At 61.8% G+C, this 23,431-nt stretch carries 25 protein-coding genes; 17 read left to right on the forward strand and 8 right to left on the reverse strand.

From position 1 onward, the window contains the following. Window positions 1-68: 68 nt before the first annotated feature. Complete coding sequence (locus E9677_RS14185; RefSeq protein WP_136558715.1) at window positions 69-1,010, forward strand: omptin family outer membrane protease; 942 nt, start codon at window positions 69-71, stop codon at window positions 1,008-1,010. A gap of 127 nt (window positions 1,011-1,137) precedes the next feature. Continuing rightward, window positions 1,138-2,991, forward strand: coding sequence for an ABC transporter ATP-binding protein (locus E9677_RS14190; protein WP_136558716.1), 1,854 nt, complete (start codon window positions 1,138-1,140; stop codon window positions 2,989-2,991). On the opposite strand, the gene E9677_RS14195 is transcribed toward E9677_RS14190, so the two are convergent. Beyond that, complete coding sequence (locus tag E9677_RS14195; RefSeq protein WP_136558717.1) at window positions 2,944-3,585, reverse strand: NUDIX domain-containing protein; 642 nt, start codon at window positions 3,583-3,585, stop codon at window positions 2,944-2,946. The genes E9677_RS14190 and E9677_RS14195 overlap by 48 nt on opposite strands. Before the next feature lie 2 nt (window positions 3,586-3,587). After that, window positions 3,588-5,702 carry a molybdopterin-containing oxidoreductase family protein gene (locus E9677_RS14200; RefSeq protein ID WP_408014732.1) on the reverse strand — a complete coding sequence of 705 codons (2,115 nt, stop codon included), beginning with the start codon at window positions 5,700-5,702 and terminating at the stop codon, window positions 3,588-3,590. A gap of 75 nt (window positions 5,703-5,777) precedes the next feature. Here E9677_RS14200 and E9677_RS14205 point away from each other — a divergent pair, with 75 nt between their 5' ends. Genes E9677_RS14205 through E9677_RS14215 form a run of 3 tightly spaced genes read left to right on the forward strand, consistent with a single transcriptional unit; the run spans window position 5,778 to window position 8,039 of the window. After that, window positions 5,778-6,641 (forward strand): 23S rRNA (adenine(2030)-N(6))-methyltransferase RlmJ, encoded by an 864-nt coding sequence (locus tag E9677_RS14205; protein ID WP_136558719.1) that lies wholly within the window; start codon window positions 5,778-5,780, stop codon window positions 6,639-6,641. A gap of 13 nt (window positions 6,642-6,654) precedes the next feature. Continuing rightward, window positions 6,655-7,413, forward strand: coding sequence for a ribonuclease T2 family protein (locus E9677_RS14210; protein ID WP_136558720.1), 759 nt, complete (start codon window positions 6,655-6,657; stop codon window positions 7,411-7,413). Window positions 7,414-7,442: 29 nt separating this feature from the next. Beyond that, on the forward strand, window positions 7,443-8,039 hold the full coding sequence (locus tag E9677_RS14215; protein ID WP_136558721.1) for a glutathione S-transferase: 597 nt from the start codon (window positions 7,443-7,445) through the stop codon (window positions 8,037-8,039). A gap of 76 nt (window positions 8,040-8,115) precedes the next feature. Here the strand turns inward: E9677_RS14215 and E9677_RS14220 are convergent, their stop codons facing one another. Beyond that, window positions 8,116-8,775: an outer membrane protein gene (locus E9677_RS14220; RefSeq protein WP_136558722.1), complete on the reverse strand. Its 660-nt coding sequence runs from the start codon at window positions 8,773-8,775 to the stop codon at window positions 8,116-8,118. Window positions 8,776-9,141: 366 nt separating this feature from the next. Here E9677_RS14220 and E9677_RS14225 point away from each other — a divergent pair, with 366 nt between their 5' ends. From E9677_RS14225 to E9677_RS14245, 5 genes are all read left to right on the forward strand, one after another. Next, entirely contained in the window at window positions 9,142-9,900 is a 759-nt protein-coding gene (locus E9677_RS14225; RefSeq protein ID WP_136558723.1) for an SDR family oxidoreductase, read from the forward strand. Next, window positions 9,897-11,924 carry an excinuclease ABC subunit UvrC gene (gene uvrC / locus E9677_RS14230; protein WP_136558724.1) on the forward strand — a complete coding sequence of 676 codons (2,028 nt, stop codon included), beginning with the start codon at window positions 9,897-9,899 and terminating at the stop codon, window positions 11,922-11,924. Before E9677_RS14225 ends, uvrC begins: the two co-directional genes overlap by 4 nt. Before the next feature lie 121 nt (window positions 11,925-12,045). Next, entirely contained in the window at window positions 12,046-12,627 is a 582-nt protein-coding gene (pgsA, locus tag E9677_RS14235) for a CDP-diacylglycerol--glycerol-3-phosphate 3-phosphatidyltransferase (RefSeq protein WP_136558725.1), read from the forward strand. 1 nt (window position 12,628) lies between these two features. Beyond that, the gene (gene moaD, locus E9677_RS14240) at window positions 12,629-12,883 is read left to right on the forward strand and encodes a molybdopterin converting factor subunit 1 (RefSeq protein WP_136558726.1); all 255 of its coding nucleotides are present in this window, start codon (window positions 12,629-12,631) and stop codon (window positions 12,881-12,883) included. A gap of 20 nt (window positions 12,884-12,903) precedes the next feature. Continuing rightward, window positions 12,904-13,383: a molybdenum cofactor biosynthesis protein MoaE gene (locus E9677_RS14245; protein ID WP_136558727.1), complete on the forward strand. Its 480-nt coding sequence runs from the start codon at window positions 12,904-12,906 to the stop codon at window positions 13,381-13,383. Here E9677_RS14245 and E9677_RS14250 read toward each other — a convergent pair. After that, the gene (locus E9677_RS14250) at window positions 13,373-14,269 is read right to left on the reverse strand and encodes a branched-chain amino acid ABC transporter permease (protein ID WP_136558728.1); all 897 of its coding nucleotides are present in this window, start codon (window positions 14,267-14,269) and stop codon (window positions 13,373-13,375) included. The genes E9677_RS14245 and E9677_RS14250 overlap by 11 nt on opposite strands. Window positions 14,270-14,328: 59 nt before the next feature. On the opposite strand from E9677_RS14250, the gene E9677_RS14255 reads away from it, so the two are divergent. Next, window positions 14,329-14,880 carry a CGNR zinc finger domain-containing protein gene (locus tag E9677_RS14255; RefSeq protein ID WP_136558729.1) on the forward strand — a complete coding sequence of 184 codons (552 nt, stop codon included), beginning with the start codon at window positions 14,329-14,331 and terminating at the stop codon, window positions 14,878-14,880. After that, on the forward strand, window positions 14,877-15,389 hold the full coding sequence (locus tag E9677_RS14260) for a hypothetical protein (protein ID WP_136558730.1): 513 nt from the start codon (window positions 14,877-14,879) through the stop codon (window positions 15,387-15,389). Before E9677_RS14255 ends, E9677_RS14260 begins: the two co-directional genes overlap by 4 nt. A 104-nt stretch (window positions 15,390-15,493) precedes the next feature. On the opposite strand, the gene ndk is transcribed toward E9677_RS14260, so the two are convergent. Beyond that, window positions 15,494-15,916 carry a nucleoside-diphosphate kinase gene (ndk, locus tag E9677_RS14265; protein WP_102021392.1) on the reverse strand — a complete coding sequence of 141 codons (423 nt, stop codon included), beginning with the start codon at window positions 15,914-15,916 and terminating at the stop codon, window positions 15,494-15,496. A gap of 118 nt (window positions 15,917-16,034) precedes the next feature. Next, window positions 16,035-16,718 carry a glutathione S-transferase N-terminal domain-containing protein gene (locus tag E9677_RS14270; RefSeq protein WP_136558731.1) on the reverse strand — a complete coding sequence of 228 codons (684 nt, stop codon included), beginning with the start codon at window positions 16,716-16,718 and terminating at the stop codon, window positions 16,035-16,037. A gap of 135 nt (window positions 16,719-16,853) precedes the next feature. Between E9677_RS14270 and E9677_RS14275 the strand changes: the two genes are divergently transcribed. From E9677_RS14275 to E9677_RS14295, 5 genes are all read left to right on the forward strand, one after another. Further along, on the forward strand, window positions 16,854-17,360 hold the full coding sequence (locus E9677_RS14275) for a DinB family protein (RefSeq protein ID WP_136558732.1): 507 nt from the start codon (window positions 16,854-16,856) through the stop codon (window positions 17,358-17,360). A gap of 125 nt (window positions 17,361-17,485) precedes the next feature. Then, the gene (locus E9677_RS14280; RefSeq protein ID WP_136558733.1) at window positions 17,486-18,535 is read left to right on the forward strand and encodes a GGDEF domain-containing protein; all 1,050 of its coding nucleotides are present in this window, start codon (window positions 17,486-17,488) and stop codon (window positions 18,533-18,535) included. Between the two features lie 78 nt (window positions 18,536-18,613). Then, a complete protein-coding gene (gene abc-f / locus E9677_RS14285; RefSeq protein ID WP_136558734.1) occupies window positions 18,614-20,503 on the forward strand; it encodes a ribosomal protection-like ABC-F family protein in 1,890 nt (629 codons plus the stop codon). 70 nt (window positions 20,504-20,573) lie between these two features. Then, window positions 20,574-20,834, forward strand: coding sequence for a type II toxin-antitoxin system VapB family antitoxin (locus tag E9677_RS14290; protein ID WP_136558735.1), 261 nt, complete (start codon window positions 20,574-20,576; stop codon window positions 20,832-20,834). Window positions 20,835-20,844: 10 nt separating this feature from the next. Continuing rightward, window positions 20,845-21,204, forward strand: coding sequence for a type II toxin-antitoxin system VapC family toxin (locus tag E9677_RS14295; RefSeq protein WP_235882954.1), 360 nt, complete (start codon window positions 20,845-20,847; stop codon window positions 21,202-21,204). 23 nt (window positions 21,205-21,227) lie between these two features. Here E9677_RS14295 and E9677_RS14300 read toward each other — a convergent pair whose 3' ends face one another. Both E9677_RS14300 and E9677_RS14305 read right to left on the reverse strand, forming a co-directional pair. Continuing rightward, complete coding sequence (locus E9677_RS14300; protein WP_136558736.1) at window positions 21,228-21,677, reverse strand: DNA polymerase III subunit chi; 450 nt, start codon at window positions 21,675-21,677, stop codon at window positions 21,228-21,230. Between the two features lie 20 nt (window positions 21,678-21,697). Further along, window positions 21,698-23,194, reverse strand: a complete 1,497-nt coding sequence (locus tag E9677_RS14305; protein ID WP_136558737.1) for a leucyl aminopeptidase — start codon at window positions 23,192-23,194, stop codon at window positions 21,698-21,700. Window positions 23,195-23,431 lie beyond the last annotated feature (237 nt).

Below are 23,431 nucleotides of genomic sequence, written 5' to 3' on the forward strand. Positions count from 1 at the left end.
CCTCCGGTAGCAATCTCTTAACCATAAACATGCAACCGTAACGATTATCGCATCGTTACGGTCAGCAAATGTTGAACAGACTCGTCACTTCCGGTCTCGCCCTCGCCGGTATAGTCCTCGCCGCCGCTCCTGTCTCCGCCCAGGATGCGCGCTTCGGCAAGTCGGACGGGTCCTTCCGCTACTTTGCCGGCATCGGCATGGCCAATATCAAGGCCGGTGAATACGTCTACAGTGGCAACCGCAAGATCAGCCAGCTCGACTGGGAGAGCAAGGGCGTCAAGACCGGCACAATCGGCGGTGAGGTGGATATCGGCTATGCATGGCGGCTGAAGGGCCGGCTCGATGTCGGGCTCGGCGGCGACGGCTATATGGAAGACTGGGACTGGCTGAGCACGTCCTATTCCGGTTGGACCCACCAGTCGCTGCATCCAGACACCGAACTCGACCGCTACATTAACGTCCTGCTGGAGGCCGAGAGAGCCTTGGTTGATACCGGCGCCACCCGGCTCGGGGTCGGCGGTGGCGTCGGCTATACCAATGTCAAATGGACGGCCCGCGGCGGCAGCTACATCTATAGCGACGTGACGCTGCACGATACGGTCGGCGACTTCGCCGACGGCGAGAAGGGCATTTCCTACGAGCAGCGGATTCCGACGCTGTTTCTCAGCGCCAATGCCGAGCAACGTATCGGTGCCCTGACGCTTTCCGGCGTTGTGCGCGGCGGCGCAGCACTCGGATACAAGGGTGTCGACGACCATTGGATGCGCGACCTGCGCTTCACCGACACGATGGACCTTGCGCCGATGATGGGGGCGACCGTCACTGCCGACTACAGGATCCTTCCCTCGGCCGCCATCTATGTTGGCGGTGATTTCCAGCAGATCTTCAAGACACGTGGCGATGCCCGTGTCCGCAACACCGTTACCGGCGCAAGCGGCAGCTTCGACGATGGTGCTGCGACCGACTACCAGTCGATTATGATGACGGCCGGTGTGAAGGGAAGCTTCTAGGCGGCCGTACGCCAAGGGCTTCATCTCATCCAGCGCAACTGACAACTTTCTGATGCCATAGACTCATGTTCTACTGCCGAAGATTGCTTTCGACCTTGGCATTTTAGTCCTCAGCGCAGTGTTTCCTATGGCCTTTTCAAATCGTCTGTTTCGTCCGTTTGAGACCCTTCTCCGGCCGCTCGACATCCCTTTCAAGACCATGCCGGATGGTGGACCGTTCCGCCTTCTCTATCATTTCGCCCGATACGCGCCGGGGCCGCTGATATCGATCCTCGTGCTCAGCGCGGCGATCGAGATCTCCAATCTTGCCGTCATCTGGGGCGTGTCGCATCTGGTCGACGGTGTGTCTGAAGGCGGGGCGGTCCCATATCTGCGCGAACATCAGACGGCGCTCGTCCTGTTCCTTGTGCTGTTCTTTCCTGTGACGCCCTTGATGAGCTTCCTCTGCAATGCGCTTGGGTCGCATGTGCTGAGCGTCGCCATGCCTGCGCTCATCCAGTGGCACGGGCACAAGGCTGTTGAGCGGCAGGATCTCGCCTTCTTTCACGACCTCTTTGCGGGACAGGTCGCGACGCGGATTGCCCAGGTCGCGTCTGCCGTGAAGCAGCAGCTCGCGGTCGCCATCTGGCTCTTGCCGAACTTCATCGTGCAATTGATCGGTTCGCTCGCCCTGATGATCACATTGTCGTGGCCGCTCGCCATTCCCGTGGTGATCTGGATCGCGGCCAACGCGCTCGTTGCCCATCGGGCGATTCCGAAATTCTCCGGGACCGCCAGGAAATCGGCCAAGGCTCGCAGCCGGCTGGTCGGCTCGATGACGGACCTCTACAGCAATATCCAGACCGTAAAACTCTTTGCAGCCGAAGACAGCGAGGCCGGCGCCCTGCGCAGGGCAATCGGCACATCGATGGAGGCGCAATACCGGGAGCGCCAGATCGGCATTCTGTCAGACATGGCCGTGATCACGCTGAATGTGCTGCTGTTTCTCTCGATCTTTGCCGTCAGCGTCTGGGGTCTGGTGCGGGGTTTCGTCTCGATCGGCGAGTTCGTGGCCGCGATCACCCTGACACAACGCCTGTCCGCCAATTCGCGCGGCTTCCTCAGCATGGGCCAGCAGATATTCGAAGCCGTAGGGACGATCCGCGATGCCATGCCCGTCATGACGAACGCGCCCAGTGTCGTCGACGCCACCGGTGCACGACCGCTCGCCGTCACACAGGGTGAGATCCGTTTCGAGCAGGTAGACTTCGGCTACCGGGACGAAACGCCAGTTCTCCAGGACCTCTCGCTTCACATCCACCCAGGCGAGAAGGTTGGGCTCGTTGGCCTCTCCGGTGCCGGCAAGACGACGCTGGTGAGCCTCCTGTTGCGGCTCTTCGACGTCAAGGGAGGGCGTATCCTGATCGACGGTCAGGATATTGCCCGCGTGACGCAGGCGAGCCTCAGGCAATCGATCGGCTACATCACGCAGGATGTGTCGCTGCTGCATCGCTCGATCGGCGACAACATCCTGTACGGTCGCCCCGGAGCCAGCGAAGTCGAGGTTACCTCGGCGATACGCGGCGCGAGTGCTGCCGACTTCATCGCCGAACTGAAAGATGGCGAAGGAAGGACCGGACGCGACGCCTTCGTCGGCGACCGGGGTGTGCGATTGTCGGGCGGCCAGCGGCAGCGGGTCGCCATTGCGCGGGTGCTCCTCAAGGACGCACCGATCCTCGTGCTCGACGAAGCGACCTCTGCTCTCGACAGCGAGGCGGAGGCGACCATCCAGGAAAAGCTCGACCTCTTGATGGAGGGCAAGACGGTGATCGCCATCGCCCATCGGCTGTCGACGATCGCACGCATGGACCGCATTGTCGTGCTCGACAGGGGACGCATCATTGAGCAAGGGGCGCCGGACAACCTACTCCGGTCGGGAGGCCTTTACAGCCGCCTATGGGCCCGGCAGACCGGCGGCTACATCGCATCGATGGACGATTAAGCGGCCCCCGCTCCGCCTCAACGCCGCCCATTGCAGCAGCATGATCGTCTTGGCGTCGATGATCTCGCCGGCCTCGACCATTTCCATGGCTTCCGTGAAGGCGATCTCGACCACTTCGATATCCTCCTGCTCGTCGTCCAGGCCGCCACCTTCGTCGATCCGTTCGGCGTCGGTGACGGAGGCGTAAAAGCCGTGGAGTTTCTCAGTGACAGAGCCGGGCGACATGAAAGCGGCAAAGGCGGGGGTGGCCCTCGCGATCTGGTAGCCGGTTTCTTCGCGCGCTTCGCGGACTGCCGCCTGCAAGGCTGTTTCGCCGTCGTCGATGAAGCCTGCTGGCACCTCGAGCAGATAGGGATGTTCGCCGCTCAGATGGGCTGCGATGCGCAGCTGGCGCACCAGGGTGACGGTGTCGCGTTCGACATTGTGCAGGAGAATGGCCGAGGCATTGCGGCGGTCGAAGACTTCCCAGGAGAGCCTGTGCGGCGTCCTGCCCTCGCGGAAGAAATCGAAGGTGATGCCGCGCAGATGGCTCCAGCCTTTCCATAGCGTCTTGTCTTCCAGGATCGCGATCCGGGACTTGTCGAATATGCTCATATTTATGCTTTTCTCAGCCAGACCTTGTTGTCGTGGAACGCAGCGCCGCCATGGGGGGCGGCCGGATCGGCACCGGTCAAAACGTTGATCCCCTCGCCGTCGAGATGGGACTTGTTCGGCCAGAGGCCTTCTGCCACGAGCACGCCCGGCTTCACGGCCTCGGTGATCTTCGCATGGATGCGGAGTTCACCCCTGACATTGCCGAGTTCGACGACATCGCCATCGGCAAGGCCCAGGCTCAGGGCATCGGCGGGGTTCACCATGACCTCTGGGCGGCCTTCCTTGTCGCGCGAGGTCTTGGTCTCGGCAAATGTGGAATTCAGGAAGTTGCGCGCCGGAGACGTGGCGAGCCGGAAGGGATGTTCGGCATCGGCGGTCTCGATCAGGTCGACCTGATCGGGGTAAACCGGCAGCGATTTAACCGGGCCGAGCGAACCGAGCTTTGCCGGCGGCTTGTTCGGGGCGGGCGTATTTTCCCAATCCGGCTTGAAGCGGAACTTGCCGTCCGGGTGGCCAAAGCCGTTCAGATAATGCGCGTCGTCGAAAGCCGGCTGGCAGTCGAGCCACTTGTCCTCGATCAGCGTATCGAAATCCGGCTTGCCGCTGATGTAGAGCATGTGTTCGATATGCTGGCGCTCAGTTTTTCCAAAGCCCGGGCGATCCGCGACTCCAAGGCGTTTGGCCAGTCCCTCGATGACGAAGAGATTGGTGCGCACGAGCGGTGGCGCATCGACAAGCTTCGGTCCGAGCAGGATATGGCTCTGGCCGCCGCCGCGATAGATGTCGTCGTGTTCGACAAACATGGTGGCGGGGAGGACGATGTCGGCCAGTTCCGCCGTCTCAGTCATGAACTGCTCGTGCACGGCGACGAAGAGATCGTCGCGCAGGAAGCCCTGTTTCACCAGCCGCTGTTCGGGCGCGACATTCACCGGATTGGTGTTCTGGATGAGCATGGCGGTGACCGGTCCGCGATGACGCAGTGCCCCGGCGTCCCCGGTCAGGACGCGACCGATCTGCGACTGGTCGAGCATTCGGATATCGGGGTCGACCATGGCGGTGCCCATCAGCTGCGCCTTGTTCAGCTGAAAAATATCGCTGTTGGAATGAAAGGCGCCGCCGCCCTCATATTGCCAGGAGCCGAGCACGGTTGCGAGCGACAAGGCCGCATGCATGGAGACGGCGCCGTTGCGGCTGCGGGTGAAACCGTAGCCGAGACGGAAATAGCTCTTTTTCGTCTGGCCGACGTGGCGGGCGAAGGCTTCGATCTCCTCCACCGAGAGGCCGGTGATGGCAGATGCCCATTCCGGCGTCTTGTCCTTCAGATGCGCTTCGAGCCCCGCCGGATCATCTGAAAACTTCGCCATGTATTCGCGGTCGGCATAGCCATCGCGGAAGGCTATGTGCATGGCAGCGCAGGCGAGCGCCGCATCGGTGCCGGGCTTGAGGATCAAGGCCATGTCGGCCTGTTTCATCGTCGGATTGTCGTAGATGTCGACGACGACGATCTTGGCGCCACGGTCTTTCCGCGCCTTGATGGCGTGGGTCATAACATTGACCTGGGTGGCGACCGCATTGGTGCCCCAGATGACGACACAATCGGAGACGGCCATCTCGCGCGGGTCGGGACCGCGCAGCGTGCCGGTGCCCATCACGTAACCGGTCCAGGCCATGTTGGTGCAGATCGTGCCGAAGAAGCCGGAATACTTCTTCGCGTGGCGCAGACGCTCGATTGAGTCGCGCTGCACGAGGCCCATGGTGCCAGCGTAAAAATAAGGCCAGACGGCTTCCGAGCCGTGGCGCTGCTCGGCCTTGACGAAGGCATCGGCGATCTCGTCGAGGGCGGCTTCCCAGGTGACGTCCTGCCACTGGCCTGCGCCATTGGCGCCAGCGCGGCGCACCGGTTTCATCAGGCGGTCGGGATGATAGAGGCGCTCGGCATACCGTGCGACCTTGGCGCAGATGACGCCGGCCGTGTAGCTGTTCCCGGTTGCCCCGCGCATACGACCGATGCGGCCATCCTCGGTCAGTTCGACGTCGAGGGCGCAGGTGGATGGACAGTCATGCGGACAGGCCGTATGACCGACCGACCGGTTTCGGATGGGGCTCTCAATGTTCATGGGCCGGTTATAGGCCATGGCCGGAATGCTCAAAAGCCCCATTCGAACAAATCATCGATGCCATCGGAAGCGCTCATGAATTATCGCCATATCTATCACGCGGGCAATTTTGCCGATGTGCTCAAGCACCTCGTGCTGTCGCGGCTGATTGTCTATCTGCAGCAGAAGGACAAGTCGTTCCGCGTGCTCGACACCCATGCCGGCATCGGGCTCTATGATCTCTCCTCCGACGAAGCGCAGAAGACCGGGGAATGGCTGGAGGGTATCGGCAAGGTGATAGATGCCGAGCTGCCGCAAAAGGTCGCCGAGATCATGGCGCCCTATCTCGATGCGGTGAAGGCGCTCAACCCGGATCGCCAGGCCGGTGGCCCGCTGCAGAAGTATCCCGGCTCGCCGAAACTGGCCCGCGACCTCTTTCGACCTCAGGACCGGCTATCGGCCATGGAACTCCATCCAGAAGACGCGCGAGCGCTCTCCCGGCAATTCGAGGGTGATTTTCAGGTCCGCGTGACCGAACTCGACGGCTGGCTGACGTTGAATGCGCATCTACCGCCGAAGGAGAAGCGCGGCATCGTGCTGGTCGATCCGCCCTTCGAGATCGAGGGCGAATATGAGCGGCTGGTCGACGGTCTCGCCAAGGCGCATCGGCGTTTCGGCACGGGCGTCTATTGCTTGTGGTATCCGATCAAGAAGGGCGCACCGATCAAGGAATTCCACGAGGCGCTGCAGGCGCTGGGTATTCCCAAAATGCTCTGCGCCGAGCTGCATGTGAAGAGCGACCGCGAGCTGACCGGGCTGTCTGGCACCGGCCTCGTCATCGTCAATCCGCCCTTTACGCTGAAGGACGAGATGCATCTGGTTCTCCCCGAGCTGAAGCGGCTGATGGCGCAGGATCGTTATGCCTCTCATCGTTGCTTCTGGCTGCGTGGGGAAGAGTGATAAGAGGGCTCGCATGGGACGCCATACCGGCTTCATCGCTTTCGGCCTGATGCTTGCGGCCGCCGCGGTCTACAGTTTCCTGCCGGCCGATGCTCCTGCTGATCGTCCTGACCCCGCGCCTTCATCGCAGGCCTCTGCCCCCCAGCAGAAGAACGAAAAGGCAGAAGCGCCGACCGTTCAGGCTTCGGCCGTTCCGCAGGGCAGCGGCTTCGATTTCTATGTGCTCGCACTCTCCTGGTCGCCGACCTTCTGCGACAGCGAGGCGGCGGGCCGCAATCGCGAGCAATGCGGTGCAGACAAAGACTTCAGCTGGGTCGTGCACGGGCTCTGGCCGCAGAACGAAAAAGGTTGGCCGGAGAACTGCCCGACACCAGAGGGAAGCCGCGTGCCCGAGCGGATCGGACGCACGGTCATGGACATCATGCCGAGCATGGGGCTGATCGGGCATCAGTGGCGCAAGCACGGCTCCTGCTCCGGCCTCGGCATGAGCGACTACTTCAAGCTCGTCCGCCAAGCCCATGATAGAATACGCATTCCGGACGAGCTTTCCGACGTCGATGCGTCAACCCGGACATCCCCGCAGGCGGTCGAAGCCGACTTCATCCGTAGCAATCCGGGGCTGCCCCGCTCGGCAGTCTCTGTCACCTGTGATAGGGAGAGAGTCGACGAAGTCAGGATCTGCCTCGACAGAACGCTCGGTTTCCGGTCTTGCCCGGAGGTCGACAGCCGATCCTGCCGCCGATCAGAGATCATCATCCCGCCCATGCGCTGATTGCGCAACGAGAGCCACAGGAAACCGTCATGAAGCTGCTCTTCGCGCCAGCCTCGCCCTATTCCTCCAAGGTGCGCATGGCTGCCCGCCATCTCGGCATCGAACTGGAGGAAGTTCGTGTCAACACGGCGGAAAACCCGTCTGAACTGGTCGACCCCAATCCGCTCGGCAAGATCCCGACGCTGATCACCGAGGATGGCACTGCGATCTTCGACAGCCGTGCGATCATGCACTACCTCGACCGACTTTCGGACAAGCGGCTCTATCCCAAGAAGGACGAGAAGCGGACCGAGGCAGAAGTGCTGGAAGCGCTCGCGGACGGGATCGCCGACTGCCTGCTGGCCATCGTTTATGAAAAGCGCTTGCGGCCGCCGGAACTGGTCAGTCAGGACGTCATCGAGCGGCAATGGGCGAAGATCAATCGCAGCCTCGACCATCTCGACAGACATCTGCCGAAGACGGCCAAGAAGCTGCATGGCGGGCATTTCGCGCTCGCCGCCACACTGGGATACCTGATGTTGCGCTTTCCCGGCGAGTGGGAACAGGGCCGGGCCGCGCTCACCGAATGGCCGGCGAAGTTCGCCAAGCATTTCGAGCCCTATCCGGCACTTCGCCCGAAGGCCTGAACGTCTCTCGCCGTCGCTTCGACACAAAAAAAGCCGGGATCGCTCCCGGCTTTCTTTATCAGGACTGATCGGGTGATCAGAACTTCACGCCCATGCCGACCTTGACGGAATGGTCATCGAAGCCGCGCGAGACGGTCGAACCACCAAGGCTGAAGTCGCGCTTCTGGTAGTCGCTGTAGCGGTATTCGACGCGGGCGGTGATGTTGTCGGTGACGAAGGTTTCGACACCGGCGCCAACCGTGTAACCGGCTGCCAGCTTCTCGTCGTTCGAGCCGCCGCCTTCGAGCTCGTGGTTGGCGACAGCCACACCGGCCGTACCATAGACGAGGAAGGGGTTGAGGTCGTAACCGACGCGGCCGCGGACCGAGCCGTTGACGCCCTGGGTGCCCTTGAGCGCGCCGACCGGAGCCTGGCTGCCAGCAGAGCCGTCTTCACCGGCATAGCTCAGGTCTGCTTCCGCACCGTATACGATGGAACCGCTCTGCATATTGTAACCGCCATAGACGGTGCCGCCGATGCCATCGGCGTCACGGCCGTCCGTCGAGCCGGTGAACTTGCCCATGTCGTAGGTGATGCCACCACCGACATATGCACCCGACCAGTTGCCGGCCGGTGCAGAATAGGATTCGGTAGCAACCGGCGCTTCCGGTGCCTGATAGATGGCGTCAGCTGCCTGGGCGGCGAAAGCGACGACGGTGGTGGCGGATGCCAGAAGCATGATCTTGAGGTTACGCATATTACTCTCCTTTACAGTTCCGGGCCGCACTTCAATCAGAACCAACGGCGGCCTGAACGTTATTGGGTATTCCCTGCCCGTTCCGACTGTACATTTGGCGGCGAAATGAGGAATTGAAAGAGCCGAAATGTGAATTCATTGTGGCGCAGCCGTGACCAAATCGGGACGTTGCTTAAAAGACACAAACTATTTGTTAACCATAACAAATAGTTTACAGAATTACTCAGAAGCTCTCTAAAGTTATACTGAAATTGTACTCCCCGTATCGCAAGCTGAATACCCGCCAAGATTCCGCATCACGCTGTTTAAATCTCGCGGGGGTGCCATATATGCAGCGCACCAACCCTGATGACGCAAGGTAATCCGATGCAAAACGGCATCCCCAAGGTGGCTTTGGTCACCGGTTCCGCGAAACGACTTGGCCGCGCCATAGCGGAAGACTTGGCTGCACATGGTTTCGCGGTTGCCCTGCATGCAAACGCCTCGCTGGAGGAAGCGGAAGCCCTCGCAAGAGACCTCCGGTCGCAGGGAAAGCAGGCAATCGCGCTTCAAGCGGATCTCGGTAACATTTCCGAGATTGATACACTGTTTGCCCGGACGGTCGCGGAATTCGGCCCCGTCGGGCTTCTCGTCAACAATGCGTCGATCTTCGAAGACGATACTGCCGTCGATTTCGACGCCCAGCTCTTCGATCGGCATTTCGACGTGCATGTGCGGGCACCCGCCATTCTCAGCGGCGCCCTCGTGAAGGCGCTGCCGCCGGACAGATCGGGGCTGATCGTCAACATCATCGACCAGCGGGTGCTGGCACTGAAGCCCACCTTCTTTTCCTATACGCTCTCGAAGTCCACACTCTGGACAGCCACCAAGACACTTGCCCAGGCGTTTGCGCCGCGTGTCCGGGTGAATGCGATCGGTCCCGGGCCGACACTGATCTCCGAGCGGCAGCGGCCGGAGGACTTCCAGGCGCAGGTGGACAGCCTTCCGCTGAAGCGCGGCCCTTCGCTCGACGAATTCGGCCGCACGATCCGCTTTCTTTTTGACACGCCGTCGATCACCGGCCAAATGATCGCCTTGGATGGAGGCCAGCATCTGATTTGGCACGGCACGGAGATCAATGAATGAATGGAGGAAAGCTGCCTGATGGCGGCATACTCTATGACGGTACGGAAGACGATGACGAGGACGTCGTGGTGGAGGTGGATGTCACCCGCCCCGGCATCGAGATCGATTGGCATGTCGATGGGCTCGACGAGACCGGCCTGACCGGCGCCGATCTGATCGGTGAATTCGTCAAGCGACTGCCGAATGCGCCTGGCGTCTACCGCATGCTGAACAAGGACAGCGAGGTCATGTATGTCGGCAAGGCGCGCAGCCTGAAGAAGCGCGTCAGCAATTATGCCCAGGGCCGTGTGCATTCAAACCGATTGTCGCGCATGGTACGGGATACCGTGCACATGGAATTCGTCACGACCCGGACCGAGGTCGAGGCGCTGCTGCTCGAAGCCAATCTGATCAAGCGCCTGCGCCCCCGCTTCAACGTGCTTTTGCGCGACGACAAGAGCTTTCCCTATATCCTGATCACCGGCGACAGCCGATCGCCTGCCATCTACAAGCATCGCGGCGCGCGCGCCCGCAAGGGCGACTATTTTGGCCCCTTCGCCTCGGCGAGCGCCGTTGGCCGCACGATCAATTCGCTGCAGCGGGCGTTCTTGCTTCGCACCTGTACCGACAGCGTGTTCGAGAGCCGCACGCGGCCCTGTCTGCTCTACCAAATCAAGCGCTGTTCGGGGCCCTGCACACACGAGATCAGCGATCAGGACTATGCCGGCCTCGTGCGCGAAGCCAAGGACTTCCTCTCGGGCAAGAGCCAGAACGTGAAGGAAGCCATGGCCCGCGCCATGAACGAGGCAGCCGAAGACCTCGACTTCGAGCGCGCCGCTGTGTTTCGCGATCGTCTTGCTGGCCTTAGCCACGTCCAGAGCCACCAGGGCATCAACCCGGCAGGTGTCGAGGAAGCCGACGTCTTCGCGATCCATCACGAGGGCGGACTTTCCTGCATTCAGGTCTTCTTCTTCCGGGCCAGCCAGAACTGGGGCAACCAGGCCTATTTCCCCAAGGCCGATCCGCAGCTCAGCGCGGCCGAAGTGCTCAACTCCTTCCTTGCACAGTTCTACGACGACAAGCCGGTGCCGCGATTGATCCTCCTGTCGGAAGAGGTGGACGAGCAGGAGTTGCTCGCCACGGCGCTTTCGGAAAAAGCCGGTCACAAGGTCGCGATCAGCGTTCCGCAGCGCGGCGAGAAGAAGGATCTCGTCGACCACGTGAATTCCAATGCGCGCGAAGCGCATGGCCGCAAGCTCGCCGAGACGGCCTCGCAATCACGCCTGCTGGCGGGTCTCGCCGAGACCTTCCAGCTGCCTTACGTGCCGCGCCGGATCGAGATTTACGACAACTCCCACATCATGGGCACCAATGCGGTTGGCGGCATGGTGGTCGCGGGGCCGGAAGGTTTCGTGAAGAGCCAGTATCGCAAGTTCAACATCAAATCGACGGACATCACGCCGGGCGACGACTTCGGTATGATGCGGGAAGTGATGACGCGGCGCTTCTCTCGTCTATTGAAGGAAGAAGGCAAGCCGGATCGCAGTGCCGCGCCCGAGGACAGTGCCGACACGGCCTTCCCAGCCTGGCCGGATGTCATCCTGATCGATGGCGGCCAGGGGCAGATGTCGGCCGTACGCAAGATCCTCGACGAACTCGACATCACCGACAGTGTGATCGCCATCGGGGTCGCCAAGGGCGTCGACCGCGATGCAGGCCGCGAGCGATTCTTCGTCCAGGGCAAGCCGGACTTCACCCTGCCCCCGCGTGATCCGGTGCTCTACTTCATCCAGCGCATGCGCGACGAAGCGCACCGCTTCGCGATCGGCTCGCACCGGGCACGACGCAAGAAGGAAATGGTGAAGAACCCGCTCGACGAAATCGGCGGCATCGGCCCGACCCGCAAGCGGGCGCTGCTGCAACATTTCGGCACGGCGAAGGCCGTGTCGCGGGCGGCCGTCAGTGATCTTATGGCCGTGGAGGGCATTTCCGAAGCCGTCGCGCGCCTGATCTACAACCATTTTCACGAAAGCAGCGGTGACTGACACGGAAACGACGCATCCGGGGTCGAGATGATGATACAGACGGTTCAGAATTCTTGAGTTGACGGCCCAGACGGAAATCCATCACATCACTTAGAGCACCAGAGTTTAAAGACAGGGCATCATGGCTTCGCGCGCTTACAACATCCCCAATCTCCTGACCTACGCCCGCATTATCGCCGTGCCGCTGATCGTCGTCTGCTTCTTCCTGGAAGGTCGCCTGCAGAGCTCCGACTTCGCCCGCTGGACCGGGCTTGCAATCTTCATCGTCGCGTCGATTACCGACTATCTGGACGGCTATCTGGCAAGGATCTGGAACCAGACCTCCAATATCGGCAAGATGCTCGACCCGATCGCCGACAAGCTGTTGATCGCCTCGGTGCTGCTGTTGATGGCTGCAGACGGCACAATCGCCGGCTGGTCGCTCTGGGCCGCAATCACCATTCTCTGCCGCGAAATCCTCGTATCGGGCCTGCGGGAATATCTGGCTGCGCTCAAAGTCAGCGTTCCCGTCACGCAGATCGCCAAGTGGAAGACGACGGCGCAGATGTTTGCGCTCGCCTTCCTGCTCGCCGGACCGGCTGGCGACAAGGTGCTGCCCTATACGACCGAAATCGGCATCTCGCTGCTTTGGATCGCGGCGATCCTGACCATCTACACCGGCTACGACTATTTCCGCGCCGGTGCGAAGCACATGGTGGATTGAGATGGTGCAGATCGTCTACTTCGCCTGGGTCCGTGAGCGGATCGGCAAGGGTGAGGAAGAGCTCGACATCCCGGCCGAGGTGAAGACGGCCGGCGACTTGGTTTCCTGGCTTTCAACGCTCGGCGAAGGATACGAGGAGGCTCTCCGCTTCCCCAAGGCGATCCGCGTGGCGGTCAATCAGGAACATGTCGAGCACCACGAATCGATCGCGGGCGCCCGCGAAATCGGCATCTTTCCGCCGATGACCGGGGGCTAAGAGGCCCGCCGCTGGAGTTTATGACCGTGACCGGCAAGCCCATACCCACAATCCGAGTCCAGCGGGATGATTTCGACGCGGCCGTCGAAGCGCGGATGTTGACGGTCGGGCGCCACGATGTCGGCGCACTCGTCTCCTTCATCGGCCTGTGCCGCGACGAGGCCGGCACGCTGGCGGCCCTCGAACTCGAACACTATCCCGGCATGGCCGAGGCCGAGATGCTGCGGATCTGCGAACTTGCGATCGAGCGTTTCTCGCTGCTCGGCCTCACCGCCGTCCACCGCTTCGGGCGGATCGAAGCCGGTGACCAGATCGTGCTCGTCATCGCGGCTGCTCCCCATCGGCAGGCGGCTTTCGACGGCGCGAACTTCGTCATGGACTTCCTCAAGACCTCTGCCCCCTTCTGGAAGAAGGAACATGGGCAAGATGGAAATAGTGGTGCCTGGGTCGATGCCAAGGATGCCGACGACAGCGCACGGGATCGCTGGATCAAGGCGTAAGGCGTTCGCGGCGGCTGAGCACCAGCAGCCAGACGAGCCCCGAGATGATTACGGCGTCACGCCAGACCAGTGGGCCATAGACGCCCCAGAGTTGCTCGGCAAAGGCGACGGCCGCCGCACCCATTGCCGAATGCAATGGACGGGAATATCCGCCGACGGCTGCGATCAGAACCACCTTCAGCCCGAACATCAGACCGGCACCGAAATCCATGGTTCCATAGAGTGCGGTTGCGGAGAGGCCGCCCAAGGCGGCACAAACTGCCGCCGCTGTCAGTGAAAGAACGAAGATGCGGTCGGCATCGACGCCGATGAGGCGCGCGGCCAAAGGATCTTGGCAGACTGCCTGCCACAGGCGCCCTGCCCGGCTCGCCGTCAGCAGCCAATGGCCGCCCACAACCAGCCCTGCCATCAGGCCAATATGCAGCAGCTGCAGTCTGGTGAGGCCGATTGCCACTCCATCGACCGCCAAGAGTGTCACCATTTGCTGGCCCATCGGCGGCAGCCAGAGACTGCGGGTGTTGAGCGCCAGACGAGCACCCTCCGACAGCAGCAGCACGACGCCGAGCGCAGCGACGATCACTGCGTTGGGGGACCTGTTGTGCAACGGGAGCATCACGTAACGCGCGTTCCACAACGCTGCAAGCAGCGTGTAGGCGAGGCCTGAGACAAGGCCAAGGCCGAGCGCTGCCGGAAGGACGAGATAGAGGCGGTTCCAGCCGTAATCGGTGAACAACAGGCAGATCTGCCCCGCAAAGGCGACGAGCGCGCCGAAGGTGATGTCGGGCCGCTTCGTCACCCCGAAGGCGAGTGCATAGCCGAATGCCAGGCAGGCATAGAGGCTCGCCATCGGCAATGCGTTCAGGAGTTGTTGCAGCAGGTAGGCCATCAGATCCTCTCTGCACATTTATAACTGTCAAAATTGCTTTTACTAGTTATATTGAGTCCATGAAGTTCTCCTGGACCCCTCACCGCTTTGCCGGTGGTGCGCTGGCGCTCGATGTCGCCAACAGCGTCATCCTCCGGCATGAACCAGACGGACGCTGCGACCGCTTCGCCGTGCCGGAGCAGCTGGCCGCTTTTCCGGAAGCGGCGTCGCGGCTTTCTGCGGAACACGAGAGATTTGGAGGGCTGCGGCCAGTCGCTCCGGAAAACGAAGCGCTGTTTCTGCACTTGCGCGAGGCAATCGACGGCTATTTCCGCCGCCGCATTGTTGGAGAGGACAGTCGCATACAGCTTGCCGACCTCTTGGAGGCCTGTGCCACCGCACTCCGCGCCGCCGCCAGCGATGACAGCTTGGAGGCTGCGACCGCCCATTCGGCGCTTGGGCTGATCTGCGAGCCACAGCCGGACCGGATGAAGATCTGCGGCAATTGCGGCTGGCTGTTCATGGACCGCAGCAAGAACCGCAGTCGAACCTGGTGCGACATGGCCGTCTGCGGCAACCGGGTGAAGGCAAACCGCCATTATCATCGGAAAAAGAAGGAGGTCTCGCCATGAAGGCGGTCTCGATCTGTGCTGCCCTGCTCCTGGGGCTCGCGAGTTTGGCGGGCTGCCAGCGTGAAGACCTGGACGAGCCGCTCAAGCTCTCCGGCAAGGTGTTCATCTTCAACTATCGCGTTGCGCAGGCAACCTATGTCGTGACGCTCGCACGCAACGGGCCGCTGCCCGACCCGAGCTTCGTCGAGACCACATTCGAGAACCCTGCCGGCGGCGCTCCACTCGTCACGCGCGCAAAGATCTTCCCCTTCTGGGAGAAGGTGTCGCTGGAAAGCCCGCCGGTGTATTGCGTCGTCAAGGACCGGCCCTATGCGGTCTCGATCCGTATCCTCGACGGATCGGGCAAGGTGCTGCAGACAATCGACACGACGCTGACATCAAGCCTCAACCAGACCATCATGCCCGGAAAGGCACTCGTGGTGGGGCCGGTCTACACCCCAAATCCGGAGGTCTATGGCGACGACGGGACGGTGGACTATGCCAAGGAGGAAAAATGTCCGGCTGCCTGAAGCGGCACCACGACACGGGGTACTCCGCAACGAAAAACCGGAGCCTTTCGGCTCCGGTTCATCAATTCTTCCAATCGCTTGAGGCTGACGCCTCAGGACTTGATTCAGCCGACGATCTCGGTGTCGGCGAACCAGTACTTGATTTCTTCAGCAGCGGTTTCCGGAGCATCCGAACCGTGAACCGAGTTTTCGCCGATCGAGAGGGCGAACATCTTGCGGATCGTGCCTTCGTCGGCATTGGCCGGGTTGGTGGCGCCCATGATCTCGCGGTTCTTCAGGATGGCGTTTTCACCTTCGAGAACCTGAACGACGGTCGGGCCGGAGGTCATGCCTTCAACCAGTTCGCCGAAGAAGGGGCGTTCCTTGTGAACGGCGTAGAAGCCTTCGGCTTCGCGCTGGCTCATCCATACGCGCTTGGAAGCAACGACGCGCAGGCCGTTGTCTTCGAAGACCTTGGTGATCGCACCGGTCAGGTTGCGCTTGGTGGCATCGGGCTTGATCATCGAGAAGGTGCGTTCAATCGCCATCTGTCTCATCCTTTTGTCTGTCAGGGAAAGTGGGCGGTATCTACCCGCCCCGAATCACGAAGACAAGAGGGGTCCACGAATTTCACGCCGGCGTCACATTCAAGGCTTTTCCGCCCCCTCAGGCCACTGCCCGGGCCACCCCCTGGTAAAGGTCGAGGCAACGATCGAACCAGCGGCTCACCGGATCGTCCGGCGGCAGATGAATGGAGCCGGTTGTGATCCTCAGCCATTGCAGCGCGCCAAAGAGGATGTAGTCCCCGAAGAGCGGCGTCGCACCGCCCACAAAGGGATGGAAGGAAAGCGTGTGGCGGAGCGGCTGGAGGGCTGCGGGCAGTGCTGCGATTGCAGCATCCCGTCCCGCTGCCATCTCTTCGAAACTGCGCCCCAGCCGTTCTTCCCGGCTCTTGCGAAAATAGGCCTGGTCGACCGGGTCCAGCATGTCGTGAATGTCGATCAAGGCGATGCGGGTGATCGCTCCATGGACGACGTGCTGCGAATAGCCTTCCACCAGACGCGACGCAGCGATACCGCCCTGCCCGCCGAAGAGGCTCGGCGCATCCGCATAGGCCTCCTCCAGATATTGCGCGATGCGAAAACTGTCGGAGATCAACTCCTGTCCATCCCGCAGGACCGGCACGGTCTTCGAGGCGCCATTCTCGACAGTCGGGACCACAGTGAAGGCCAGAGGCCTTTCCTCGAAGGCGAGGCCCTTGTGATGCAGCGCCATCACCACCTTCCAACAATGCGGCGAAAAGGGACGGGCGACATCGGCACCGCAGAGCGAATAAAGCGTGATGGTCATCGATTTCTCCTGACGTTGCGCGCCAGACAAGCCCATCCCGCGGCGGGATGCAAATCAGCAATTTTCATGGGACCCATCAGCCCCTTTTCGGTGAAACCCGTCTAGACTGCGCCTGGACCTTATCAGGAGTACGAGATGCAGAACTACCATATGCTCGCCGACTACAATGCCTGGGCCAACAGGCTCGTCTACGCTGCGGCAGCGGAGCTGTCAGAGGAAGAGTTGCACCGCAACACCGGCGCATTTTTCGGCTCGATCTTTGCCACTCTCAGCCATCTGATCACCGCCGACCGAATCTGGCTCAACCGCTTCACCGGCGAAGGTCCGAAGCCGAAGGCGCTCGACGAGCGGCCCTATGATAACTTTGCAGACCTGCACGCGGCGCGGCTGGAAGATGACCAGCGCATCATCCGCTATGTGCGAGGCCTCACCCCGGAGCGGATCGAGGCCAATTTCGCCTACACGCCGGTCTCCTCTTCCGAAGTCGTCGAGCAAAAGCTCTGGCCCGCCCTCACCCATGTCTTCAACCACCAGACACATCACCGCGGCCAGGTGCATGCCGGCCTGACCTCACTCGGCAAGCCGAGCCTCAGTCTCGATCTCATCTATTTCGTCCGCAGCGAAGGCAAGGCGTATTGCTGACCGGCAGGCGGTCGGCGTTCAGGCTCGGCTAACCAACTCTCGCTCAAGCCCGCCGGGCTTAACGAAATCTGCAGCTATCCTGAAGAAGACTGCCCCGCAAAGGGATCGGGAACCGGGATCGACAGATGCAAGGGGTACAGCAGACGGGCGCAGCGCATGGCGCGAGCGAGGAATTGCAGAAGATCACGGTCTTCATGCTGAAGCACCAGATCGCCGGCCTGCCGCGCAATTTCGAACTGGTGCATGAAGCCTTCACCGGCGGCAATCCGGATCTTGCGCGCGAACTTGCAGCGCTCGGTTCACGGCCGTCGCAACAGGCCCTCGACCAGATCGGCCTCAAACACCGGCTCTCGGCCCATTGCGGCGTTTCTGCCGAGCGCTTGCAGGACGAAATGCTGAAGACACTGACGCGCCTCAGCGATCAGCTGTCGCTCGGCGTCACGCAGAAACGGGCCTTCACCAATTCGGTGGAAGGCGTCATCCGCTCGATCCGCGAGGATGTCACTGTCGGCATCGACCAGTTGCTGGGTGAGCTGGATCTGCTCTCCTCGATCGCCGGAGACATGGTCAAGGCCGAGACCGTGCTGTCTTCCGATGTCGCCCGAGGGCTCGAGAGCCTGAAGGCCGCGGACCGTGCCATTCGGGCCTCGCAGGCCGCGATGAAGCGCGATCATCTGACGGGCCTCGCCAACCGCATCAGCCTCTTTCAGACGCTGGAGGAGGTTCATGCCACGGCTTCGCCTGCCAAGCCGAGCGCACTCGTGCTGATCGAGATCCTCGATCTTCCCGGTCTGCAGCACCAGTATGGCGACGAGGCCGTGAGCAAGCTCATCAAGGGACTGGCCGGTATCTTTCGAAAGGCGATCAAGAAGCACGACTTCATAGCCCGGATCGAGGCCGACACCTTTGCCTTCGTCTTCGAGGGCATCAATGCCGACGAGGCGCATATCATCGCCGAACGCCTGTTCACGACGGCCGAAAACAACCTCGTCTTTGCCTCTGAGACCTCGCCGGGTGTCGGCGGGCTGCCGCTCGCCATCGGTCACGCCATGGCGCACGAGGCGGCCGATCCGACGAGCTGGCTCGCCATTGCAAAGACTGCGACGATGCTCGCCCGACAGAATCCACGCCAGCCGATCATCGGCTACAAGCCAGGACAGCGTCAGGTCGCCTGACGAGATCGCCTGACGGGCCCGACTGGGCCACCCTCGCCCGCTTGCCTTTGGCCGTGACATCGGCCAAAAGCCAGAGCCATGATCACGATCAACGACATCTCCGCCCGCATTGCCGGCCGCCTGCTCATCGACCATGCCAGCGTTTCCCTGCCGGCCGGCACCAAGGCCGGCCTGGTCGGCAAGAATGGCGCGGGCAAATCGACGCTATTCCGCATCATCACGGGCGATCTGGCCTCCGAAAGCGGCAACATCTCGATTCCAAAGAATGCCAAGATCGGCCAAGTGGCGCAGGAAGCGCCCGGCACGGAAGACTCGCTGATTTCGATCGTGCTCGCCGCCGACAAGGAACGGGCAGCCCTGCTGGCTGAGGCCGAGACCGCGACCGATCCGCACCGGATCGCCGAAATCCAGACACGGCTCGCCGATATCGGTGCCCATTCGGCGGAAGCGCGCGCCGCGACCATTCTGTCGGGCCTTGGCTTCGACCACGAGGCGCAGCTGCGCCCGGCTTCGTCCTTTTCCGGCGGATGGCGTATGCGCGTGGCGCTCGCCTCGGTGCTCTTCGCCGAGCCGGACCTGCTTCTGCTCGACGAACCGACCAACTATCTCGACCTGGAAGGCACGCTATGGCTCGAAGACTATGTGCGGCGCTATCCGCATACGGTCATCATCATCAGCCATGACCGGGATCTCCTGAACACCGCCGTCAATTCGATCATCCATCTCGACCAGCAGAAGCTCACCCTCTATCGCGGCGGCTATGACAGCTTCGAGCGGCAGAAGGCCGAGAATGACGAATTGCAGACCAAGGCAAAGGCGAAGAACGACGCTGCGCGCAAACATCTGCAGAGCTTCATCGACCGCTTCCGCGCCAAGGCGACCAAGGCCAAGCAGGCGCAGAGCCGCATCAAGGCGCTGGAGCGCATGGGGACGGTCGCAGCGGTGATCGAGGATCACGTCCATCCGATCACCTTCCCGAAGCCCGAGAAGCAGCCCGCCTCCCCGATCGTCTCCATCTCCGGCGGCGTGGTTGGATACGAGCCGGGCAAGCCGATCCTGAAAAACCTCACGCTGCGCATCGACAATGACGATCGGATCGCCCTGCTCGGCTCGAACGGCAACGGCAAGTCGACCTTCGCCAAGTTCATTTCCGGACGACTGGAAGCCCAGGCCGGACAACTCAAGACCGCGTCGAGCCTGAAGATCGGTTTCTTCGCCCAGCATCAGCTCGACGACCTCATTCCGACCGAAAGCCCGGTCGCCCATGTGCGCCGCCTGATGCCGCTCGAACCTGAAGCGAAGGTGCGGGCCCGCGTCGCGCAGATGGGCCTTGCGACCGAGAAGATGGAAACGGCTGCCAAGGATCTCTCGGGCGGCGAGAAGGCCCGTCTGCTGATGGGGCTTGCGGCCTTTCACGCGCCGAACCTCTTGATCCTCGACGAACCGACCAACCATCTCGATATCGACAGCCGCAAGGCGCTGATCGAGGCGCTCAACGACTACGAGGGCGCCGTCATCCTGATCAGCCATGACCGCCACCTGATCGAGGCGACCGTCGACCGCCTCTGGCTGGTCAACAATGGGACCGTCACCAGCTTCGACGGCGACATGGAGGAGTATCGCGGCCTGATCATCGCGGCGGGCAAGAAGCCTGCCGAGAAGGACAAGGGCGACAGTGGCGCAGACACCGTCAACAAGGCGGAGCAGCGCAAGGCTGCTGCCGACAGGCGGGCAAGCCTCGCGCCGCTGAAGAAAAAGATCAACGAAGTCGAAGCCTTGACGAAGAAACTGGAGACTTTGATTCAGGCGCTCGACAAGGAGCTCGCCGATCCCGCGCTCTACGAAAAGGCCCCGGCCAAGGCGGCAGAAAAGGCCAAGCAGCGCGGCGAAGCGGCCGCCAAGCTTTCGGCTGCGGAAGAGCAGTGGCTCGAGCTTTCGGCCGAGTATGAAGAGGGCATGGCCGGCTGAGTGCCGGCCCATCCTTGTCGAAACTCGGAATATACAATACCTTCATCGCGTATATTCAAGAGGTGACGCCATGCCGCTCTATGTGCGCGACGAACGGGTGAACCAGCTCGCCGAGCAGGCGCAGATAATCCTCAAGGCCCCGACCAAGACGGACGCGATCCGGCAGGCGCTGGAGCGCGTGGTGCGAGAGGATGAGCAGCGGTCGCCGCTGGCCGAGCGACTGCAGAAGATACGGGCGAAACACAACATGCCCGCCTACGAGAGCCTGGAGCCATTCGACGAGAAGGCTTTCCTCGACGAAATGTGGGGCGATCCCGATATTCATCGATAGCTCGGCGCTGGTGGAGATCCTCACCGACGCCCCGCGACGCCAGGATCTTCTCGATCGCATGGCGAATTCGCCGACGCCCTTTTCCACCTCCGCCACCGTAATCTACGAAACAACCGTGGTGATCAGCTCGCGAACAGCCAAGACCGTCGAGGAGGCGTTTGATTTCGTCGAGGAATTCCTCGCCGAACTGAAGGCCGAAATCCTGCGCGACACGGCGCTCTGCGCACTCGACGCATTCTCGCGCTACGGCAAGGGCCGCCATCCGGCCCGTCTCAACTTCGGAGACTGCTTTTCCTATGCGGGTGCCAAGGCATCCGGTGCAGCCCTTCTCTATGTCGGCGAGGATTTTCGGCGCACGGATCTCGCCTGACAGAGGCGATCTGCAAGCGGCCCCTACGCCTTCTTTTCCCACCGCCCCTCGGGGCTCTGCTGCCAGTAGGTCAGGCTATGTCCTTCGGCCTTCAGCCGTTTCCATTGCGACCGGGCACCCTCGAGCTGCTCGGTGTCGTAGCCATCGAAGACGAAGACCACGCGGTCGTATGTCAGGTCGGCGGGCGGCTCGGCACCGTCGACGAGGAATCGAACGCTGGCCGAGTTGCGGTTTTCGTGCTCGACGGTGAGCAGAACCGGTTGCCGGTCCGCTGACGCCCCCTCGTCCGTCCCGTGCGGGAGAAAACTTTCCTCACGATAGGTCCAGAGATGGGCGTCGAGCGCATCGCGCCGCTCCGGGTCGCGGGTTTGTACCGCGACCTTCCAGCCCCGCTCGACGCTTTTCTCCAGGAGAGGAGGCAGAGCGTCTTCCAGCTTCGATTCGGTCAGATGGTAGAACAGGACTTCGGCCATCCGGCGCTCAGCCTCCAGGATCACGACTCGTAATTTGCGCGCACGAGTTCGTCGAGCAGGCGCACACCGTAACCCGAGCCCCAGGACTGGTTCACCTCGTCATTCGGCGAGCCCATGGCGGTACCGGCGATGTCGAGATGTGCCCACGGCGTTTCCTTGACAAAGCGCTTTAGGAATTGGGCAGCGGTAATCGAGCCCGCCAGACGCCCGCCGGTGTTCTTCATGTCGGCGAACTTCGAGTCGATCATCTTGTCGTATTCCTTGCCAAGCGGCATGCGCCACAGGCGCTCATGGGTCACCTGCCCGGCGGCCAGCAGCTTTTCAGACAGCGTGTCGTCGTTGGAGAACAGTCCTGCATGCTGATTGCCCAACGCTACCGTGATCGCGCCCGTCAGCGTGGCGAGGTTGATCATGAAGGCCGGCTCGAAACGATCGTTGCAGTACCAGAGGGCATCGCAAAGGACGAGGCGCCCCTCGGCATCGGTGTTGATGACCTCGATGGTCTGGCCGGACATCGAGGTCACGATGTCACCCGGACGCTGGGCGTTGCCATCCGGCATGTTCTCTACGAGACCGAGGATGCCGATGGCGTTCACCTTGGCCTTGCGCGCCGCGAGCACGTGCATGAGACCGGTCACAGCGGCGGCACCGCCCATGTCACCCTTCATGTCCTCCATGCCGCCGGCCGGCTTGATCGAAATCCCGCCGGTGTCGAAGACGACACCCTTGCCGACGAAGGCAACCGGCTTGTCCTTGGACTTGCCGCCCTTCCACTGCATGACGACGAGACGCGGCGGTCGCACCGAGCCCTGGGCCACGCCGAGAAGTGCGCCCATGCCGAGCTTTGCCATTTCCTTCTCGGTCAGGATCTCGATCTCGACGCCGAGTTTTTCGAGTTCCTTCGCCTTGGCGGCGAATTCGAGGGGACCGAGTACATTGGCTGGCTCGTTGACCAGATTGCGGGCGAGTACCACGCCCTCCGCAATGGCCTCCGCTTCGGCAAAGGCCTTCTTCGCAGAAGTGGCGCCATCGGTGACAATGGTCACCTTAACGGTCTTTGCCGCCTTTTCCTCGTCGTCATCCGCCTTCTTCTTCGTCTTGTATGTATCGAATTTGTAGGCGCGCATCAGCATGCCCAGTGCGAAATCGGCAGCGGCCTTGGGGGTGACGTCGATGCCCGGCGCGTCGAGATAGACGGTGACGTTCTCCGCGCCTTTCAGCGTGGCCGTTGCCGACCCGCCGGCCTTCAGCCAGTCGTGAGCAACGAGACTGTCCGGCTTGCCCATGCCGAGCACGACAAGACGATCCGATTCAGATCCATGCGGCGCGACGATGTCGAGCGTGGAAAGCGCTTTGCCCTTGAACTTGCCGACTTTCGCGGCCCGGGCATAGACGCCCGCTGGGTCTGCCTCCATCGCGCCCGCTGGCTGCTCTGCGCCGGAAGCCGCCAGCAGGATGGCGAGGCCGCCTGTCACAGGGTTGGACTTGGCGAAGGAGATGGCGAGTTTCAACGACATATGAGGCACCTTGAATCGGCATAACGGGAGATCTTCAGGGATCATGGTCTTTTCGCAAACGATGGCAAGAGTTTGACCCGTCATTCATCGCCCCATCCCCGGATTGCTCGGATCCAGCCGAGAGCGTGTCCGATTTATCGCGGTGTCAGGAAAAACGATTTTATGGAATCGGGGAAAATGCGATCGGCTGGTCGCCAAATCGCCGCAAGCATCGTAGAGAAAGCCGATTCTCGGCGC

It is taken from the genome of Peteryoungia rhizophila (assembly GCF_004912145.1).
Taxonomy (GTDB): Bacteria; Pseudomonadota; Alphaproteobacteria; order Rhizobiales; family Rhizobiaceae; genus Allorhizobium; species Allorhizobium rhizophilum.